The organism is uncultured Ralstonia sp. (assembly GCA_913056305.1).
In the GTDB taxonomy this organism is placed as follows: Bacteria; Pseudomonadota; Gammaproteobacteria; order Burkholderiales; family Burkholderiaceae; genus Ralstonia.
Genome location: CAJXMR010000037.1, coordinates 13,361 through 32,413, shown reverse-complemented (window position 1 = coordinate 32,413; position 19,053 = coordinate 13,361). Strand labels below are relative to the sequence as shown.

23 protein-coding genes and 1 pseudogene are annotated in these 19,053 nt (G+C 65.6%); 15 read left to right on the top strand and 9 right to left on the bottom strand.

All coding sequences use genetic code 11. The features are described from left to right. Window positions 1-437 (top strand): annotated as a pseudogene (locus QZ609_RS09045) (sulfotransferase); the annotation flags it as partial. A 15-nt stretch (window positions 438-452) separates the two neighbouring features. Here the strand turns inward: QZ609_RS09045 and QZ609_RS09040 are convergent. Together QZ609_RS09040 and QZ609_RS09035 are read right to left on the bottom strand one after the other, a co-directional pair. Beyond that, window positions 453-1,958 (bottom strand): AMP-binding protein, encoded by a 1,506-nt coding sequence (locus QZ609_RS09040; RefSeq protein WP_295493509.1) that lies wholly within the window; start codon window positions 1,956-1,958, stop codon window positions 453-455. Between the two features lie 75 nt (window positions 1,959-2,033). Continuing rightward, window positions 2,034-3,680 carry an acyl-CoA dehydrogenase family protein gene (locus QZ609_RS09035; protein WP_295493507.1) on the bottom strand — a complete coding sequence of 549 codons (1,647 nt, stop codon included), beginning with the start codon at window positions 3,678-3,680 and terminating at the stop codon, window positions 2,034-2,036. Window positions 3,681-3,795: 115 nt separating this feature from the next. On the opposite strand from QZ609_RS09035, the gene QZ609_RS09030 reads away from it, so the two are divergent. From QZ609_RS09030 to QZ609_RS08995, 8 genes are all read left to right on the top strand, one after another. Then, window positions 3,796-4,485: a TetR/AcrR family transcriptional regulator gene (locus QZ609_RS09030; protein ID WP_295493505.1), complete on the top strand. Its 690-nt coding sequence runs from the start codon at window positions 3,796-3,798 to the stop codon at window positions 4,483-4,485. A 152-nt stretch (window positions 4,486-4,637) separates the two neighbouring features. Next, entirely contained in the window at window positions 4,638-5,129 is a 492-nt protein-coding gene (locus QZ609_RS09025; protein WP_295493502.1) for a cupin domain-containing protein, read from the top strand. Between the two features lie 91 nt (window positions 5,130-5,220). Continuing rightward, window positions 5,221-5,628, top strand: a complete 408-nt coding sequence (locus QZ609_RS09020; protein ID WP_295493499.1) for an SgcJ/EcaC family oxidoreductase — start codon at window positions 5,221-5,223, stop codon at window positions 5,626-5,628. A 77-nt stretch (window positions 5,629-5,705) separates the two neighbouring features. Then, a complete protein-coding gene (locus tag QZ609_RS09015; protein ID WP_295493496.1) occupies window positions 5,706-6,179 on the top strand; it encodes a cupin domain-containing protein in 474 nt (157 codons plus the stop codon). A 350-nt stretch (window positions 6,180-6,529) separates the two neighbouring features. Next, window positions 6,530-8,095 (top strand): methyl-accepting chemotaxis protein, encoded by a 1,566-nt coding sequence (locus QZ609_RS09010; protein ID WP_295493494.1) that lies wholly within the window; start codon window positions 6,530-6,532, stop codon window positions 8,093-8,095. Window positions 8,096-8,191: 96 nt separating this feature from the next. Continuing rightward, window positions 8,192-8,593: a hypothetical protein gene (locus QZ609_RS09005; protein ID WP_295493492.1), complete on the top strand. Its 402-nt coding sequence runs from the start codon at window positions 8,192-8,194 to the stop codon at window positions 8,591-8,593. Window positions 8,594-8,604: 11 nt separating this feature from the next. Further along, window positions 8,605-9,045, top strand: coding sequence for a hypothetical protein (locus tag QZ609_RS09000; protein ID WP_295493489.1), 441 nt, complete (start codon window positions 8,605-8,607; stop codon window positions 9,043-9,045). A 62-nt stretch (window positions 9,046-9,107) separates the two neighbouring features. After that, window positions 9,108-9,539: a hypothetical protein gene (locus tag QZ609_RS08995; RefSeq protein ID WP_295493486.1), complete on the top strand. Its 432-nt coding sequence runs from the start codon at window positions 9,108-9,110 to the stop codon at window positions 9,537-9,539. Between the two features lie 70 nt (window positions 9,540-9,609). Here QZ609_RS08995 and QZ609_RS08990 read toward each other — a convergent pair whose 3' ends face one another. The 3 genes from QZ609_RS08990 to QZ609_RS08980 form a co-directional block, all read right to left on the bottom strand. Continuing rightward, window positions 9,610-9,882, bottom strand: coding sequence for a hypothetical protein (locus tag QZ609_RS08990; RefSeq protein ID WP_295493485.1), 273 nt, complete (start codon window positions 9,880-9,882; stop codon window positions 9,610-9,612). Window positions 9,883-10,341: 459 nt separating this feature from the next. Beyond that, on the bottom strand, window positions 10,342-11,184 hold the full coding sequence (locus QZ609_RS08985; RefSeq protein ID WP_295493483.1) for an HNH endonuclease signature motif containing protein: 843 nt from the start codon (window positions 11,182-11,184) through the stop codon (window positions 10,342-10,344). 53 nt (window positions 11,185-11,237) lie between these two features. Then, the gene (locus QZ609_RS08980; RefSeq protein WP_021197282.1) at window positions 11,238-11,726 is read right to left on the bottom strand and encodes an Lrp/AsnC family transcriptional regulator; all 489 of its coding nucleotides are present in this window, start codon (window positions 11,724-11,726) and stop codon (window positions 11,238-11,240) included. Window positions 11,727-11,885: 159 nt separating this feature from the next. On the opposite strand from QZ609_RS08980, the gene hppD reads away from it, so the two are divergent. Further along, entirely contained in the window at window positions 11,886-12,992 is a 1,107-nt protein-coding gene (hppD, locus tag QZ609_RS08975; RefSeq protein WP_295493478.1) for a 4-hydroxyphenylpyruvate dioxygenase, read from the top strand. A gap of 60 nt (window positions 12,993-13,052) precedes the next feature. Here the strand turns inward: hppD and QZ609_RS08970 are convergent, their stop codons facing one another. The 4 genes from QZ609_RS08970 to QZ609_RS08955 form a co-directional block, all read right to left on the bottom strand. Further along, window positions 13,053-13,616 (bottom strand): nitrogen fixation protein NifQ, encoded by a 564-nt coding sequence (locus tag QZ609_RS08970; protein ID WP_295493476.1) that lies wholly within the window; start codon window positions 13,614-13,616, stop codon window positions 13,053-13,055. 6 nt (window positions 13,617-13,622) lie between these two features. Further along, on the bottom strand, window positions 13,623-14,042 hold the full coding sequence (locus QZ609_RS08965; protein WP_295493475.1) for a TOBE domain-containing protein: 420 nt from the start codon (window positions 14,040-14,042) through the stop codon (window positions 13,623-13,625). 169 nt (window positions 14,043-14,211) lie between these two features. After that, window positions 14,212-14,799 carry an EF-hand domain-containing protein gene (locus tag QZ609_RS08960; RefSeq protein ID WP_295493474.1) on the bottom strand — a complete coding sequence of 196 codons (588 nt, stop codon included), beginning with the start codon at window positions 14,797-14,799 and terminating at the stop codon, window positions 14,212-14,214. A gap of 122 nt (window positions 14,800-14,921) precedes the next feature. After that, the gene (locus QZ609_RS08955) at window positions 14,922-15,593 is read right to left on the bottom strand and encodes a type II secretion system protein N (protein WP_295493473.1); all 672 of its coding nucleotides are present in this window, start codon (window positions 15,591-15,593) and stop codon (window positions 14,922-14,924) included. Between the two features lie 168 nt (window positions 15,594-15,761). Between QZ609_RS08955 and gspG the strand changes: the two genes are divergently transcribed. The 5 genes from gspG to gspK are packed head-to-tail and all read left to right on the top strand — an operon-like array spanning window position 15,762 to window position 18,957. After that, window positions 15,762-16,232, top strand: coding sequence for a type II secretion system major pseudopilin GspG (gspG, locus tag QZ609_RS08950; protein WP_295493472.1), 471 nt, complete (start codon window positions 15,762-15,764; stop codon window positions 16,230-16,232). 18 nt (window positions 16,233-16,250) lie between these two features. Continuing rightward, window positions 16,251-16,748 carry a GspH/FimT family pseudopilin gene (locus QZ609_RS08945; protein WP_295493471.1) on the top strand — a complete coding sequence of 166 codons (498 nt, stop codon included), beginning with the start codon at window positions 16,251-16,253 and terminating at the stop codon, window positions 16,746-16,748. 20 nt (window positions 16,749-16,768) lie between these two features. Continuing rightward, window positions 16,769-17,167, top strand: a complete 399-nt coding sequence (gene gspI / locus QZ609_RS08940) for a type II secretion system minor pseudopilin GspI (RefSeq protein ID WP_295493469.1) — start codon at window positions 16,769-16,771, stop codon at window positions 17,165-17,167. Then, entirely contained in the window at window positions 17,148-17,876 is a 729-nt protein-coding gene (locus tag QZ609_RS08935) for a type II secretion system protein J (protein WP_295493467.1), read from the top strand. The genes gspI and QZ609_RS08935 overlap by 20 nt, the downstream gene beginning before the upstream one ends. A 1-nt stretch (window position 17,877) precedes the next feature. Continuing rightward, window positions 17,878-18,957: a type II secretion system minor pseudopilin GspK gene (gene gspK / locus QZ609_RS08930; RefSeq protein WP_295493465.1), complete on the top strand. Its 1,080-nt coding sequence runs from the start codon at window positions 17,878-17,880 to the stop codon at window positions 18,955-18,957. The last annotated feature ends 96 nt before the right edge of the window (window positions 18,958-19,053 follow it).

Sequence of the window (19,053 nt, the reverse complement as noted above, 5' to 3'; positions counted from 1 at the left end):
ACGTGTCGGGCTCGACCGAGGCGAAGCAGATTTCGCAGCTCTCCGCGCTGTGGACGTCGAACTGCTTTCCGCCGATTGCCGCCAATATCGACAAATTCAAGCAGCAGCTGTCGCTGTCCGAGATCGAGATCATTGAGACGCTCGCGCGAGACGACATGGCCCGCTACGGCTATGAACGGATGACCGATGCGAATGCCGTCATCGACACTGCAGCACGGCAGGCGGCACGCGAGCACTCCGAAGCCGCGCGGCAGGCGGCCTGGCAGGAACTGGAGCAGAGCAACTTCCGCGACTACGTACTGCGCAAGCACCGGGCGAACTACCTAGCGGCGCTGCGTGAGCGGCTGATGGACCAGACTGCGCTGGCGACCGCACACCCGCGTGGCACACCGTACAAGCTGGACGCGCTCAACACGGCGTTCGAAGTCACCGACTGAGGACCCGCTGCCACGCTACACCACGTCCGCGCGCAGCACGTGCTTCATCAGCTTGCCCGTGGGCGTGCGCGGCAGCGCATCGCGCATCACGAACTCGCGCGGCACCTTGTAGCGCGCCAGGCGCTCGGCGGCGAAGGCCTTGATCGCTTCCGGGTCCGGCTGCGTGCCAGGCTTGGATACCAGCACCGCCACCACGGTCTCGCCCCATTGCGCATGCGGGCGGCCGATCACCGCCGCGTCCTGGATGTCCGGGTGCGCCACCAGCACGTCCTCCACCTCCTTGGAGTACACGTTCTCGCCGCCGGTGATGATCATGTCCTTGCTGCGGTCGACCACGAACAGGAAGCCATCGGCATCGCGCCGGGCGAGGTCGCCGCTGCGGTACCAGCCATCGCGCAGCACCTCGCGCGTGGCGGCCTCGTTGTCGAGATAGCCCTGCATGGTGGAATCGGCCTTGAGCCAGATCTCGCCGATCTCGTCCGGGCCGGCCTCCGCGCCATCCTCACGGACCACGCGCAGGTCCACCCCCGGCGTGGCCACGCGGCCGATCGAGCCCGCCTTGGCGATCTGCTCCTCGGGGTACAGCACGGTGCCGCAGGGGCCGGTTTCGGTCATGCCGAAGACCTGGTAGAAGCGGTCGCTGCGGTACAGGGTGGCGAGTTGGCAGGCGGTCTCCGCGCCGATGGGACCGCCGCCGTAGATCCACGCGCGCACGGAGCTCAGATCGAATGCGCCCACGTCGATCTGCATCTGCAGCGGCAGCAGATACGACACCGGCGCGCCGAAGTACAGCGTGGCGCGCTCGTCCTGCGCGGCCTGCAGGAAGTGCAGCGGATGGTATTCACGCAGCAGGATCACGGTGCCACCCACGTACAGCGTGCCGAGCATCCAGTTGTTGAGCGGCGACGAGTGCCACAGCGGCATCGCCATCAGCGTGCGCTCATCGCGGTGCATGGACAGCGCGAGTGCCGAGGTCATGGCGGTTGTGCAGACGCTGCGGTGGCTGAGCATGCACCCCTTGGGGCGGCCCGTGGTGCCGGAGGTGTAGAGGATCTGGGCCAGCGCGTCGTCAGCCGGCGCCGGCGCATCGAAAGGCGCAGCCTGCTGCTGCAAGGCATCGAGCGACGCAAACCCCGTGGGCGTGGCGCCGGTGCTCAACAGCGTCACCGGCGTCTGCAGGCGCGCGATGACCGGCGCCAGATCCCCGTCGAACACGCATAGCTTTACACGGGCATGGCCAAGGATGTAGTCAACCTCCGGCGCCTGCATCTTGTGGTTGATGGGCACCACCACCGCGCCCAGGCGCCACGCCCCCAGCATCGACACGACAAAGCCGGGCGTGTTGAAGCACATGGCGGCCACGCGGTCGCCGGCCTGCACATCATGCGCGGCCAACACGCTGGCGGCACGGCGCGACAGCGCATCGACTTCCGAGTAGGTGATGGACTGGCCGGCGTAGCGCAGGAACGGCTTGTCTGGGTATTTGCGGACGTTGCCGTCCAGCAGCGCAACGATGTTCATGGTGGGGCGTCTCCGAATCTTCTGTTGTCGCGCGCGGAGCATCGAGGCCCCGCGCGGGTTGGCTCGCGCCGGCCGTCACACCGGCCAGGCGCGCTCCAGGATGGCGGCGTGGGCGATGCCGCCCGGCAGCAGCCCGAACACACCGCCCCACTGGCCGTCGAAACGGCTGGCGATGAAGCCGTCCGCCACCTCGGCCGGCGCGTGTTCGCGCAGCAGGCGTGCCTGCACCAGCAGCACCAGCAACTGCGCGTGCCGCCGCGCCAGCCATTCCGACGCCTCGCCCTGCGCGCGCAGGCCGGCGACCAGCGCGGCAGCTGCCTCGCGCAGGCGTGCATCGCTGTGGCAGAACGGCGCCAGGTCATCCATCAGCGCCTGCATGGCCTGCGGCTCCCGGCTGATGGCGCGCATCATGTCGAGCGCCATCACGTTGCCCGAGCCCTCCCAGATGGAGATCACGGGCGTCTCGCGGTACAGGCGGCCCATCGGGCCTTCGTCCATGTAGCCGTTGCCGCCGAACACCTCCATCGCCTCGCCCGACAGCTCGATGCTGCGCTTGGCCAGCCAGAACTTGGCCGCCGGCGTGACGATGCGCTTGTAGGCGCGTTGCAGCGGGGCTTCACTGGCCAGGGCGAAGGCGTCGGTCAGGCGCATCATCAACTGCGTGGCGGCTTCGCTCTCCAGCGCCATATCAGTCAGCACGTTGCGCATCAGCGGCTGCTCGGCCAGGGCCTTGCCGAAGGCGTGGCGGTGGCGCGTGTGGTGCATGGCCTGCACCAGACACTGGCGGATCAACCCGGTACTGCCCATCACGCAGTTCAGGCGCGTGAAGGTCGCCATCTCGATGATGGTTGGGATGCCGCGCCCCTCCTCGCCGATCATGCGGCCCCAAGCGCCCTGGAACTCGACTTCGCTGCTTGAGTTGGAGCGGTTGCCGACCTTCTCTTTCAGGCGCTGGATGTGCACGGCGTTCTTGCTGCCGTCGGGGCGGTAGCGCGGCACGAAGAAGCATGCCGGGCCGCTCTCGGTGCGGGCCACCACCAGGTGCGCGTCGCACATCGGCGCGGAGAAGAACCACTTGTGGCCGGTGATGAGGTACTCGCCGCCACGGCCTTCGCCACGCAGGGGCTCAGCGCGCGTGGTGTTGGCGCGCACGTCGGAGCCGCCCTGCTTCTCGGTCATGCCCATGCCGACCAGGATGGAGTCCTTCTGTTCGAGCGGAATGTCGCGCGCGTCATAGGTGCGCGAATACAGCTTGGGCTGCAGCGCCGCGAACAACTCAGGCTCGCGCTGCAGCACCGGGATGCAGGCGAACGTCATCGAGTTCGGACACTGCGAGCCGGCCTCGATCTGGCCATGCATGGAGAAGCCCGCCGCGTACGCCGCCCAGGCGCCGGGGCGTGGGTCGGCAAACGGCTGCGCCACCAGGTTCTGCTCGCGCGCCATGCGCATGATGGCGTGCCAGCTCGGGTGGAACTCGACGCGATCGATGCGCCGTCCCTGGCGGTCGAAGGTGTGCAGTTCGGGCTTGAAGTGGTTGGCCTCCTCCGCCAGGCGGATGGTCTCGGCGCTGCCGAGCGCGGCACCGTACGCCGACAGCTCGGCCTCATGCGCCCCACCGCCTGCGCGCCGCACGCCTTCCTGCAGCGCGAGGTCGGTGGCGTAGAGGTTATAGTCTTGCAGTTCCCTCACCACGTTGGTGACGTCGTGCGTGCTCCAGTTCATGGGGTGTCTCCGGGGTGGCGTTCTGGACGCGACTACGGACGGCAAAGCCCGCGGCGTCATGGTCGGAAACGAGTATAAGAACGCGCCCGCCCGCAGGTGTTCGGGTTTCGGAGACATGAAGAACGCCCCCGCTTCCACCGCCGCTTCTGCCCCCGCAGCGCAGAAGACACATCGCCGCCGGCCCGCGCAATCACGCGCGCGCGCCACGGCAGACGCCATCCGCGAGGCCTTCGTTCAGCTGCTGGTCGAGCGCGGCTACGACAAGGTGTCGATCCGCCAGGTGATCGGATTGGCAGGCGTGGGCATCGGCAGCTTCTACGAATATTTCTCCAGCAAGGAGGCGCTGGCCGCCGTCTGCATCCACCTGCGCATCAAGGCCATTGCCGCCGCCATGCGCGCCAGCCTCGACGCCAGCCACGCCGAGCCGCTGCCGGCCCGCGTCGATGCCCTGATCGACGCGCAATCCGCCGCGCCGCTGGCCGAACCCGAACCGTGGGCGGCGCTGTTCCTGGTCGAGCGCAAGGTGTCGGGCATCGAGGCGTTCCGCGGCATGTATGGCGAGTTCGTGCAGCTGTGGGTGGAAATGCTGTCCACCTGTGCGGACTGGCCTGCCGACGCGCGCACCGAAGAGGCCGCCTTTGCCGCCAATGCCATGACGTACAGCCTGGTCTCCCAGGCCTTGCTCACATCCCCTCGCACCGTCGACGCGGTGGCCCTGCGGCGCCTGGTCGGCAATGCGGTGCACGGCTACCTGTCGATCCTGGCGCCGCACGCCTACCGCCTGTACCGCTTCAACCCGGCCTGAGCCTTCGGCGCGCCGTTCCCGCCCTAGCACGATTGCGTGCTTGTCAGCCTCGCGCACGCCTCACTACGATGACTTGCAAGGCACCCTCGCATGCACGCGGCGGCCGGTTGTCGCCCGCTTCGAGCCGATGCCGAGGCAAGAAGGAGACGAAGATGAACACGCATTCCGCACGGCTGCCGCTGCTGACGACGGCACTGCTCGTGAGCCTGGGCGCCGCCCTGCCGGCCCATGCCCAGGACACTGCCATGGCCGGGATGGCCATGACCAACCCGGCCGGCATGAAGTGGGTCGACGCGCCGCCGTCACTCCCCAAGGGAGCCAAGCTGGCGGTGCTCTACGGCGACCCGGGCAAGGAGGGCCCGTACGTCATCCGCATCAAGACGCCGGGCGGCTACAAGGTGCCGCCGCACTGGCACACGCAAGCCGAAAACCTGACCGTCATCTCCGGCACGCTCTACCTGGGCGGCGGCGACATGATGGACATGGGCGCCGCGCACGCGCTCAAGACCGGCGGCTTCCACTCCGTGCCCGGCGGCGCGCACCACTACGCCTTCACCAAGACGGCGACGGTGGTGCAGATCCACGGCATGGGGCCGCTCGACGTCACCTACGTCAATCCGCAGGACGATCCGTCGAAGAAATAGTACGGTGGCCAGCGGGGCGGCTGCGCCATGGTTCTGCCCGCCCCCGGCAGCGTTGTAGAGTGGTGGCCTCCCCGCCTCGATGGAGCCCACCATGACCGACGATGAACGCGCCATCCGCGCCCTCGTCAGCGACTGGCTCGCCGCCAGCCAGGCCGGCGATCTGCAGGCCGTGCTAGACCTGATGACCGACGACGTGCTGTTCCTGGTGCCCGGCCAGGCGCCGTTCGGCAAGCAGGCGTTCGCTGCCATGTCCGAAGGCATGAAAGATGTCCGCTTTGAGGGCACCAGCGACATCCAGGAAGTGCAGGTCTTCGGCAACGTGGCCTACCTGCGCAACCACCTGCGCATCACCATCACGCCGCCCGACGGCGGCCCGGTCATGCATCGCTCCGGTCAGACGCTGTCGGTCCTGCGCAAAGAGGCTGACGGCCAATGGCGGCTGGCGCGCGACGCCAACCTGGTGGTGCCCGAGCCGCCCACGAGCTCGGCGGAAGGTTGATACCCTCGGTCTACGTTGACACCCTCGGCCTGCCGTCACGAGAATGGCCCGACCCTCCACCCTCGCAAGGGACGACCATGAGCCGCCTACCCGCCTGCATCGTCGCGGCCGACGCCGCCGCCCGCACCACAGCCACCAACTACCCCGAGCACCTCGCCACGCGCGTGGCCGGGCGGACCAAGCGCCCGCTGGGCGACCCGTTCGGGCTCACGGCCTTTGGCGTCAACCTGACCACCCTGCCGCCGGGGGCGATGTCGGCGCTGCACCACCAGCACAGCAAGCAGGACGAATGGGTGTACGTGCTCAAGGGCACCGTCACGCTGCACCGGGGCGATGCGTCGTATGTGATGACGGCCGGCATGTGCACCGGCTTTCCGGCCGGGGGCGAGGTGCACCATCTGGAGAACACGTCGGACGAGGACGTGGTGATTCTGGAAGTCGGCAACCGGGTGGAGGGGGATGCGGTGGCGTATCCGGAGGACGACCTCGCTGCCGTGCTGGGGGCGGATGGGTTGTGGCGGATGATGCATAAGGATGGGCGGCCGTATTGAGCGCGGCACCGGCAACTCGCGACGTTTCCTCGAAATGCCACGACAGCCCCCCAATGGATTAATCCCTTGATTAATCCCGCTCATTTCAGCGCAGTTCGGTTAGTGACATCACCCAATCAGCACCAAGCGCAAGAAAAAAAGGCCGCACCCGCATTAATCGGGCGCGGCCTTTTTTGACTGCACTGATATGCATCGTCCGAATGAGGGTATTTGAATATTTTCACTCAAGAAGCCCACAGCAAGGCCGTTTGTCGCTGGTAAGACGCAGTGCAGCACGCGGCGGCCCCTAACGGTGGAGGGGCGAGATTCCAACAACAGCAGAAATCCGCCTTTGGTCTCCTCTGTCAGCCATGAACAACCTCAAGATTGGCGTTCGTCTTGCCTCGGCCTTTGGTCTGCTGATTATGTTGCTGGTCGGCATCTCGATCCTGGCGGCAGCCCAGCTCAAAGCCGCAAGCCAGCGCTCCCAGGAGCTGGTGGGCGAAACCTATGCCAAGGTAGAGCTCGCGCACCAGATCAAGGACAACGCCAACTTTGCTGCGCGCCAGCTGCGCAACGCGCTGCTCGCAGGCAACGCCGATGAAGTCGCGCGATATCTGGAGGAGGTCGAGCAGGTGCGCGTGAAAACCGCGCCACTGTCGCAACAGCTCGACGCGCTCGTGCGCAGCGCGGAGGGACGACGGCTCTTCGACCAGATGAAGGCCGCGCAGTCGCGCTACCGCGACGTGCGCGCCAAGGCCATCGATCTGGTCAAACAGGGTCAGAAGGATGCCGCCCGCGACCTCCTGTTCGGTGACCTGCGCAAGGAGCAGCAAGCGTTTTTCGGCGCGCTCGACGGCGTGGTGAAACACCAGGCCGAGCGGATGATACAAAGCGGCAACGAAACCGCCGCCGCAGCCAGCAACGCGACGGTCACGATCACGATCCTCGCGGTCGTCGCCACGGCGCTTGCCGTCTTGTGCGGCTGGGCGATTACGCGCTCAGTGGCCGCGCCGGTGCAGGCGGCGGTCGCATCCGCCAATCGCGTGGCGGGCGGTGACCTGACCGGGCGCATCGAGGCGCGCACGAACGATGAGATGGGGCAGTTGATGCGCGCGCTGCAGAAGATGAACGCAAGCCTCGCGCAGATCATCGGCGGCGTGCGCACGAGCGTCGAGACCATCAACTCGGCGGCCCAGCAGATCGCCTCGGAAAACGCCGCCCTAGCCAGCCGCACCGAAGAGCAGGCCGCCTCATTGGAGCAGACCGCCGCGAGCATGACGCAGCTGACCGAAACGGTGAAGCAGAACACCGACAACGCGCAGCAGGCCAAGACGCTCGCCGCCAACGCGAGCGACATCGCTGACACCGGTCACGTGGCGGTGCAGGACATGCTGGACATGATCGACCGCGTGAATGACAGCGCCACCCAGATCTCGGAGATCACCAGCCTGATCGAAGGCATTGCGTTCCAGACCAACATCCTGGCGCTGAACGCCGCGGTCGAGGCCGCGCGCGCCGGTGAGCAGGGACGCGGCTTTGCCGTGGTGGCGGGCGAGGTGCGCTCGCTGGCGCAGCGATCGGCGACGGCGGCCAAGGAAATCAAGCAGATCATCGAGACGGCGGTCGGCATGATCCAGGACAGCTCGCGCCAGGCCGGCAAGGTCGGCAACAGCGTCAATGAGGTCAAGCAGGCGGTGCGTCAGGTGCTGGAGATCGTGGCCGAGATCTCGATTGCGTCGCAGCAGCAGACGGAAGGCATCGAGCAGGTGCACTCGGCTGTCAGCCAGATTGATCTGGTGACGCAGCAGAATGCGGCGCTTGTTGAGGAGTCGGCGGCGGCGTCGCGGTCGCTGGAAGAGCAGGCCAGCGAGCTGCGTGCGGCTATCGCGGTCTTCAAAGTGGATGAGGGGATGGCTGGGCTGCGTGCTGCCTGAACGGCACGCAGCGCCAGCCCCGCCGGCATACGTGAGGCAATGCGCGCGTGCCAAAATGGATGGAGTCGGTCTACTCACACCATCCGAGACACATCCATGACCAAGCTGCGAGCGACCCTCCTTGCCCTGTCGACCCTTGTCGTTGGTTTGGCGATCGGGGGCTGGATCGGCTTCAAGCTCTGGCAGCACGTCAACGCAGGCTTCATCGAAGCTGCGTATGAATTGCGCTTGGTATCGGACGCAAGAACGCGGGTCGCTGCGCTCAAGGCGATTCGATCATCGAACGACGAACGCGCGATCAGCTTGCTGGAACAGCTTCTGGATGGAGACATCATCGGAATGTCCACAAGCCTCGATAGCTCGGCGGAGCCGCGGAAACTGCGGGACACGCTCGCCCAAGTGGCGCGGTATCGGCAGAACACGACGTACGCAAGCTCGGAGCCCACAGTCGCGCATGCGGTTAGCAGCGCGCTCAAGCCATTTCATCAGCCGGAGTGAGCGACAACCCCATGAACCTCTCCCTGCAACAGCTCTGGCACGACCCGGACGAGGACGACGGCATGCTCGAACTGCGGCTGTGCGTGCGTGGTACACGCCTGTCCGCCTGCGTTGACTTCTACGACGACGCGCCCAGCCTCAAGGCGTGGGGCGAGCAATTGATGGCCTTTCCGGCCAACATTCGTGACGAGGTGGTCTTCGAGAAGGGCTCCAAGGATGGAAACGCCTATCTTTGGCTGGCAATCCGCGCGTTCGTAACGAACGGCGCGGGCAACACGGCGCTCGAAGTGGAATATGAGAAGCCCGGTGACCGGCTGCATCGCAAAGCAGTTCGCTTTGCGGTGCCGGTTGAAGCAGCAGCAATCAACCGCCTAGGCGCCGCGTTGAAATCCTGGGAGCCGACGGAACACGCGCCGCTAGTATTTGGGGATTGCTCGGCGGAAATCACCTGATCCCCCACCAACATCCCTGCTTGCACTGAGAAGGCCACCACTCTCCGCACACAATCACACCCATGGTCCTCCCATTCCACGTCGACTGCACGACGCCCGCACCCTCTCTGTACGAGCTGAGCGACGGCCGTTTCCAATTGCAGACGGATCACGCGATCGGGCCATTCGTGGCGGGATACGAGTACTTGTTGGTCGAGGAGCGTCTGGCCGCCTTTCTGCAGGAGGTTGGCGTTGAACGGATCAAGCATTCGCCCGCTGTAATGTTTAACCGCGCCACAGGCGCCGAGCGGCGCACGCATGTCTCGCTGCGTATCGGGCAGTTCTTTGCGCCCGATCACATCCGGGACCTCGATCTGACTGGGCCCAGGCTGCTCGTAATGAACAACCAGTATTACTTTGCGAGCCCGGCGCTGAAGGCGTTGCTGGAGGCCGCGCGCTTCGAGTACCTGACATTCAGTGAAGGATTGAGCGCGTTCGTTGGCAAAGAGCCCTAGCCAACCCTTGATCGCGCAGTTCGCGCATGGGCTTCCCCGCCCGTCACTTCGGGGAGGCCGTCAAGCTGTTCTAGTTCTCTTCCCACTCAAGCAGGTCCAACACTTCCCACCGGTTCGGATCGACCAGCACGCCCTCCAGCGTGGTCAGCAGATACGCCCCGATCGCGTCGAGAAACCCGGCGCGGTATTCGGGCACATGCAGCCCGACCGCGCACGCAAACTCCCAGCGCAGTGTCTGGGGCAGGAATTGCCGGTGCACGCGCAATTCGGATTGCATGCGACGCAAGAACTCCCGCGCGGCCAGCGCGCCGGTCAGGTAGTCGCGTTTCTGCAGTGGGGTCATTGGGCACCTCCGTGAGCGGTGTGCGCGGGGGTGCGAGGTGGGGATGGGTAGGATGCGGGGCGGTGCCCGCTCGGTGCGAACAACATAGAACCTCCGTAGTTCTACAGCGTTGGAGGCCCGCACCTTCATCGCCAGACGGAGGTGGCGGGCCCGACAGTGGGGCTGGCGAACCGGTCTACGGAGAACCGGCAGACCCGGAGGTCTCCCCACTCGGCCCGCCATAAGGGCGTGCGAGTGCACGGGCAAGCCGCTTGCGCGAAATGCCACTCCGTAGAAACTGCTTTTTGTGGATCGCCAGACCCGTGCCATCGCCTGCGCGATAGCGGGTAAATTATAGCGGGCGATGCTTCACCCCAGCACGTTCAACAACGCAAAGAAGCGGTGCAAGAAGAAGCATGAGCTACCTCGCCTTAGAGGCAAGGTAGCGCCGCTGTCGTCGCTGTAGGCTCCCGGCAATCACTACTTGAACCCGAACAGCGGTAGGCCTTGAACAGCGAATTTACCCGTGAAATACAACACGCTGTCCTTCCCGTCTCCAACAATGGTCAACGGCCCCAATCGGCCGACGGAATAGAATTGAAGCTTATCCTTGGTCACCACCACAGCCGAATTTCCATTTGCCCATATACCTTCTAAACGCACGAGCCCTGGCGCAAGCACCTCGACCGCAAAAATCTTCACCGGCTGATGAATGAAATCTCGATTTTCTGAATTAATTGCCCATATAAGCCAATTTGGCACAAATTCCGGAGAGCAAGGAACAGAAACGCTTAGGGCACCCGGCCGGGCATCCATGGTTACATCTTTACTTTCAACAGTCTTGAAGTGCCCTGATCTGGCGATCTTGACCAACTCAACGCCTCGCACAGATGACAGAGCCAAATCAAGCAGCGTAATGCTGTCGTCTTCGAAACTAAGATTGATATAGCTAGTCGACGAGAGATTGAACACCATCACTCGCTTCTCCGCAGCAACCGTTATGGAACCAAGTAGAAGCTTTTGCTCTCCTCCTGGCTCGACAAATAGGTGCCCTGCACGAGAGTGATCAGCATTGCGAGTTTTTTTCCATTCGTAGAGTGTCTCATCGGGAATTGTGAGGCGTCCGTGATGTATGGCATCGTGGCAGGTCGGACATACAGCAACCATGTCTTTGGCGTCGTGCGTTGCATAGACAGCCCACTCTTTTATGTGATGGATGTGAGTTCTAGTATTCGGACATCCAGGGTTTGCGCATTTATTCCCGACCTCACCGCGAAGCTTATTTTTTATCTTCTTCCCGATGTCCGGACGATACTGGGCCATGATTGCACCTCCCAATTGCACCACAATTGGATATTGGTTTTAGACCATAACCCTCAAACCACCACCGGCAACGCCGTCGTATCCTTGATCCGCTCCAGCGCAAAGCTGCTCTTCACGTCGATCACCGCCGGGTGCGCCAGCAGTTGGTCGCGGATGAAACGCGCAAAGTGGTCCATGTCCTCCACGAACACCTTGAGCAGGTAATCCATCTCGCCGGTCATGGCGTAGCACGTGACCACCTCGGGCCAGGTGGCGACGGCGGCGCGGAAGATATCCCCCGGCGCCTTGCCCTTGGGCGCCCCGCCCTGCTTCTCCAGCCGCACGTTGATATACGCCGACAACCCCAGCCCGATCTTGCCCGGGTCGAGCAGCGCGGCGTACTGGCGGATCACGCCGCTCTCCTCCAGGCGCCGGATGCGCCGCAAGCACGGGCTGGGCGACAGGTTCACCCGCTCGGCGACTTCCAGGTTGGTCAGGCGGCCGTTGTTCTGCAGGACTTCCAGGATCTTGCGGTCGATCTTGTCGAGTTCTACCTTGCTCATTTTGTTGCTCCGCAACAATTTATTCGGCAATTTTCTTGCGCAAATTTAGCAAGACGGGCACAAGTTCGCAATTTTTGCTTTGGTTGACACTTCTACACTGCGAGGATCGTCAAAGTCCTGAGCGCCCCAACAGCGCCCGCCCCCTCGCAGGAGACCACCATGCAATTCACGCCTTGGGAAAACCCGATGGGCACCGCCGGCTTCGAGTTCATCGAATACGCCGCGCCGGACCCCGTTGCCATGGGCAAGCTGTTCGAGAACATGGGCTTTACCGCCATTGCCAAGCACCGTCACAAGAACGTGACGCTGTACCGCCAGGGCGGCATCAACTTCATCATCAACGCCGAGCCGGATTCGTTCGCGCAGCGCTTTGCGCGCCTGCACGGCCCGTCGATCTGCGCCATCGCCTTCCGCGTGCAAGACGCCGCGTTCGCCTACAAGCGCGCGCTGGAACTGGGCGCCTGGGGCTTCGACACCCACAGCGGCCCGATGGAACTGAACATCCCGGCCATCAAGGGCATCGGCGATTCGCTGATCTACCTGGTGGACCGCTGGACCGGCAAGAACGACGCCAAGGCTGGCGACATCGGCAACATCAGCATCTATGACGTCGATTTCGTGCCCATCGCCGGCGCCAACCCGAACCCCACCGGGCACGGCCTGACCTATATCGACCACCTGACGCACAACGTCTACCGTGGCCGCATGAAGGAATGGGCCGAGTTTTACGAACGCTTCTTCAACTTCCGTGAAGTGCGCTACTTCGACATCGAAGGCCAGGTCACGGGCGTGAAGAGCAAGGCGATGACGAGCCCGTGCGGCAACATCCGCATCCCCATCAATGAAGAAGGGACGGAGAAGGCCGGCCAGATCCAGGAATACCTGGACATGTACCACGGCGAGGGCATCCAGCACATCGCGCTGGGCTCGACCGACCTGGGCCAGACGGTGGACGCGCTGCGTGCCAACGGCATCAACCTGCTGAACACCATCGACACGTACTACGAGCTGGTCGACAAGCGCATCCCCGGCCATGGCGAAAACGTGGCGGAGCTGAAGAAGCGCAAGATCCTGATCGACGGTGCCCCGGGCGACCTGCTGCTGCAGATCTTCTCCGAGAACCAGTTGGGCCCGATCTTCTTCGAGTTCATCCAGCGCAAGGGCAACCAAGGCTTTGGCGAGGGCAACTTCAAGGCGCTGTTCGAGTCGATCGAGCTCGACCAGATGCGCCGCGGTGTGCTCAAGGCTGACGATCAGCCGGCCTGAAGACCCTCAAACTTCAGGTCTGCTCCCCACACCCCGGTGGTTCGCCATCGGGGTGTTCTTTTATGCGCGGCGCGCGGCGAGTGCGGGGAAGCAGTGGCCGAAGTCTTCGCAGCCTGGGCAACCCGGCGCGGGGCCCGGCAGGCGGCCATGCGCCAACGCCACTTCCTGGGCGAGGAAGGCTTTCCAGCGCAGGTTGGCGGTGTTGCGTACGACCAGCTCGGGGTAATGGCGCGTGAGCAGGTCGCTCACATCGTCGCGGCCGGAGAGGCCGAGGTCGCGCCAGAGGTGATCCGGCCGCAAGCAGGCGGCGGCGAGGAGGGTGGCGAGGCACTGTGCGTCGGCCGCCTCCGCCGGGGTTGCCGGGTGGTCGAACCGCAGCAGCAAGGCGATCAACTCACCCGCAAAAGGCGGCGCGCCTTCCAACGGCTGTTCCGGCAGCGCCGCCTCAACAATCGCGCCGGGAAAGTGCCGCGCCATGAGCGCGGCGAATGCTTCGCGCCCCAGGCCGAGCGCAGCGAGGTCGCCACTCGCTAGGCGCGCGGCAATCAGGCGCGCAAACAGTACCGTGTCGGCCACCTGCGCATCGCGCGCCCCGGCAAGCAACCTCTCCAGCAGTGCCTGCATGGCGGCTCAATCCACCGCGAGGATCACGCTCGACGCCTTCACCACGGCAGCGGCCGCCTTGCCCGGCGCCAGCCCCAGCCGCGCCACGCTGTCATTGGTGATGATGGCCGCGACGCTCAAGCCATCCGCCGAGATGGTCACGTCTGAATTGACCGCGCCCGCCTTGACGCTGGTGACGGTGCCCGAGAACACGTTGCGCGCCGACACCTTGGCCGGGTCCGCATCCACCATCACGATCACGGACGAGGCCTTGATCAGCGCCGAGGCCGGGCTGCCGACGGCGAGCCCGAGCGCCTGCGTGCTCTCCCGCGTGACGATTGCCACGACAGCGGTGTTGCCGACCTTGAGCGTCACCTCGTCGTTGACGGCGCCCGATTGGATATGGCTGACGACACCGGCAAAGTGATTGCGTGCGCTGGTTTTCATGTTGGTTCCTCCTGGCCCATCCTGGTCCATCAAGACGTTCGCCTTCCACTCTAGCCAAGCGCGACGCGCACGGTATGCGCCGCCGCTGATGCAGTGGATCAGACGCAGGCCGCGCCATGCAAAACGGCGCCCGAAGGCGCCGTCGTGGGCAAGCCGGAAGCCGGCCGGCTTATTGCGTTTGCGTGGCCGGAGCCGCCGGGGCGGTGGCTGCAGCACCGCGTTGCCCCTTGCGCGCATCGTGGCGTGCCTTCACGAACGCGCGGATCTCGTCTTCCGTGACCTTGGCGTCGTGGTTCACATCGATTTCGTCGAAGTGCTTGGCAAGTTTAGGCATGGCGGCTTGCATTTCGTCCTTGGTCAGAGTGCCGTCGTTGTCCTTGTCGGCAGCCTTGAACTTGGCGTCGAAACGCGCTTCCATCTTGGCGCGCGCCTCACCCTGGTGAGCGCGGCGCCAGGCAGCCAGCTCGTCCTTGCTGATCTGGCCGTCGTGGTTGGTGTCAATCTCGTCGAAGTGCTTTTCCAGCCAGGCGTGCCCCTTGGCCTCGTCGCGGGAGATCATGCCGTCGCCGTTGGTGTCCAGTGTCTTGAAGCCGCCGCCATGGTGGCGCATCGGCTTGCCTGCCGGCGCGGTGGCCGACGGTGCTGGGGCCGCAGCGGCCGGGGCACTGGCCTCCTGCGCGCGGGCATTCATGCCCGACATGGCCAGGAACAGGGCCGAGGTGGCCAGGAAGGTTTGGACAACGCGTTTGTTCGTCATGTTCAGCTCCTTTCACATGGACTGTGTAGACGATTAGAACCCGACGATGCGCGCGCGTTGCCGGGTTTTACACGCTGTTACCGGCATGACATGGGCTGTAATACGTGCACCTCGGCGCGCGCTCAGTGGTCGGCGGGGTTGTCGCCGCCCTTGCCGCGAGCGGCCGCCGCCGCATGGTGGCGCGGCCCGGTCAGGCCCATCTGGGGCGAGGCAAGGATGTCGGCGGTGGTGTTCGAGGCCGGCGGCATCGCGCCCGGCAGCATCGTGTTGGCCGGGTTGTTGGCCAGCGCGCTGGGCGGCGGCGCCGGCATGGCCGGGGTGGCCAGCGGGGCAGCCGCGCCAGACGGCGGCAGTGGCGGCATATTGCGCGCGCCCAGTGAAACGCCAGCCACGCTGCTGGCCGGCAGGGCAATCTCCTGGCGCGCGCCATTGCGCTCGATCACCACCGAGCGCGCCTTGATCTCCACCAGCTTCAGGCTCGGCGACAGGGCCTTGCCCGCGCGCACCGCCTGCGGCGGGCCGCCGTCGATGGAGACGATGGCCGCACCGCTGCCGTCGGCCAGGTCAGCCACCACACCCGCAATCTGCACATCGCGCGGACCGTTCTGCGGGCCGCCGCCGAACAGCGTGACGGCAGCGCCAGTATCCAGTGCGTCGGTCTGCGCCACGCGCGCCTCACGCGGCACACCCATGGAGCGCAATGACGAGAGCGTCAGCACCCAATGCGTCAACAACGCACACACGGCAGCAAAAAGCACAAGCGTTAGCAGGCGGGACGACTGTTGAGCGGTCATGACAGAGTGGCACCCTTGGAATCTTTCGATTCTAGCCGCCCTTCATGCCAGAACGGTGAATGGAAGGCGACCTCTAATCCACAGCGCGGCAGGACCGTGCGGCTGCGTCTATGGTCATAGTCTCGCAGCTATACTGTGTTCCCACTTTTTACGCCACTCTCTCTCGCCATGATGCAAGGCCAACTTCAGACCTCCACCCGTGCGCGCGCGCTGGCTCGCCGCACGGCACGCGGCTTCACCCTGATCGAAATCATGGTGGTGGTGGTGATCCTCGGCATCCTGGCCGCGCTGGTGGTGCCAAAGATCATGAGCCGGCCCGATGAGGCGCGCATCATCGCCGCCAAGCAGGACATTGCTTCCATCTCGCAGGCGCTCAAGCTGTACCGCCTGGACAATGGCCGCTACCCGACCACCGAGCAGGGCATCGCCGCGCTGGTCGCCAAGCCGACCGCGGAGCCGGTCCCCAACAATTGGAAGGCGGGCGGCTACCTGGAGCGCCTGCCGAAAGATCCGTGGGGCCACCCTTACCAATACCTGAACCCGGGCGTGCGCGGCGAGATTGACATCTTCAGCTTTGGCGCCGACGGCCAGCCTGGCGGCACCGGCAACGACGCCGACATCGGCAACTGGGATAACTAAGTCCCGGTCCTGGCCGCCATGCGCCACCGCCCCATCCAGCTCGGCCGCAGACGGCTTGCACGCGGCTTCACGCTGCTGGAGCTGCTGGTGGTGGTGGTCATCATCGGCATCGTGCTCGGGGTGGTGGCCGTCAACGCCACGCCCAACCCACGTTCGCAGATCATCGACGATACGCAGAAGATGGCGCGCCTGATCGAACTCGCCCAGGAAGAAGCCCAGTTGACCGCGCGCCCGGTGGCGTGGGAGGGCGACACTCAGGGCTGGCGCTTCCTGGAATCGACCCCCAGCGGCTGGCGCGTCATGACACGCGACGTGCTGGCCCCCGGGCGCTGGCGCCAGCCGATGGACAACGTGCAGATCGTCTCCGGCGGCACCGGCATCCCCGGCACGCCGCAGCGTCTGGTGTTTGGCCGCGAGGCCATCGGCCTGCCGTGGCGCGTGACGCTCACCGCGCAGGGCGCGCGCGTGGACATGGTCTCCGACGGCGGCCCGCGCGTGTCGGCTGAGCCGCAATGACACCGGCAATGACACCGGCAATGACACGGCAGCCCCGCGCCACACGCTCGTGTGGCTTCACGCTCCTCGAGGTGCTGGTCGCGCTGACCATCGTGGCGGTGGCGCTGACCGCCGCCATGCGCGCCATGGGCACCATGACCAACGCCAGCGAATCGCTGCAGACGCGCATGCTCGCCACCTGGAGCGCCGAGAACGCCCTGGCCAACCTGCGCCTGCTGCGCAGCTATCCCGACCCGGGCGCGCGCGCCTACACCTGCTCGCAGGGCGACACCCAGCTGTGGTGCGAAGAGACCGTCGCCACCACGCCCAACCCGGTCTTCCGCCGCGTCGAGATTGCCGTCTACCCCGACGCCAGCAAGTCCGTGCGCCTGGCGTGGCTCGTGACCCTGCTCCCCAACGATGCGCGCAATGTCTTCTAACCGATCGCGCGCACGCGGCTTCACCCTGCTCGAGCTGCTGGTGGCGATCACGCTGCTGGCGATCCTGGCCGTGCTGGCTTGGCGCGGGCTGGACAGCATGACGCGCACGCACGAGGCGCTGGCCCAGCGCGACGAGCGCATCGAAGCGCTCAAGACCGCCTACGCCCAATTCGACGACGACTGCACGCAGCTGGCCGACCCGAACACGCTGTCGCGCCCACCGGTGGAGATGGACGCCAACGGCGTGCTGATGGTGCGCGACCGCCGCGACGACGGCCAGGCGCCGGCCTGGCAGGTGGTGCTGTACCGCATCGTCGACGGCCGCCTGGAGCGCCTGCAAAGCCAGCCCATCACCAACCGTGGCGACCTGCGCGGCGCGTTCGACAGCCTGCGCCAGGGCGGCGCCAACGCGGCGCGCTACCGGCTGGCGGAAAACGTCGACAGCATCGCCGCGCGCGCCTGGATCGAACCGGGCGGCTGGATGGACAGCACCGGTGCGCTGTCCGCCACGCTGTTCCCGGGTGGCAGCAACACCACCACGCAGACGGGCCTGCCCACGGCATCGGCACCCGCCGCCTCGGTGCCGGCCGCCAGCGGTGTGGTGGTGCCGGTGGCGTCTGTGCGTGCGGTGGAGCTGGCGCTGCTGGTGCGCATGACGCCGCAGGGCGCACCGCAGCGATTTACGCGCATCTGCATGACGGGGCTCTAGGATGAAACAACGCCCGCGCCATCACCGACCGAACCTGTCCCACCGCCCGCGCGGCGCCGCCGTCGTCATGGCGCTGCTGGTGGTGACGCTGGCGGTGGTGATCGTCTCGGGCATGCTGTGGCGCCAGCAGGTGGAGATCCGCGCGGTGGAAAACCAGCGCCTGAAAGCGCAGGCCATCTGGATCGCGCGTGCCGGCATCGACTGGGCGCGGCTGATCCTGCGCGACGACCAGCGCCGCACCGGCGCCGTCGATCACCTGGGCGAGATCTGGGCGGTGCCCATCCAGGAGACCAAGCTGTCGGACTTCCTCGGCAGCTCGCTGCGCACCGACACGGCAGGCGAAGACTCGTACCTGTCCGGCCGCATCTTCGATGCCCAGGCACGCTTCAACCTGATGAACCTGCTGACCATGCAGACGCTGGGCACGCGCACCGTGGTCACCGGACGCGACAAGGGCGGCATCAGGGCCTATGGGCAGCTGCTGCAATCGCTCGGCCAGGACCCGAACCTGGCGGACGTCACCGCGACATATCTGGCGCGCATGCTGGGCGGTATCCAGTCGCTCGAGGGCAGCAGCCAGGGCGGACAAGGCGGCAGCAGCGGTGATAGCGGTGGTGACACCAGCGGCGGCAACGGCCCGCGCCCGCTCGACGACGTTGACAGCCTGCTCGCCATCCCCGGCTACACGGCGGACACGGTGCGCGCGCTGCGCCCGTTCGTGATCGTGCTGCCCACGCGCACCCTGGTCAACGCCAACACCGCACCGGCCGAGGTGCTGGGCGCGGTCATCCCCAACCTGACCATCGACCGCGCCCGCGCCTTGGTGCAGGCCCGCGACCGCGCCTACTTCCGCAACCTCGCCGATATCACCAATCAGCTGCGCGGCATCGCGCCCGGGGTGGACACGGGCAGCGCCAACAACCTGCTCGACGTGCAAACCCACTACTTCCTGGTCTACGGCATGGCGCGCCACGAGCGTGCGCAGGTAGGGGAAGTGGCGCTTGTTTCACGTGGCGATCCGGTCAACAATAACGCCACCCGCATCGTCTGGGTCCGCCGCATCGACAACATTCCGCAATGATGGCGGCACAACACCCTCCGTATGAACGTTGCGTGACCTTGGCCTTCGCCGTATTGTCATCCGCATCGTTCAGCATCGCGGACTTTGCGCAGTACG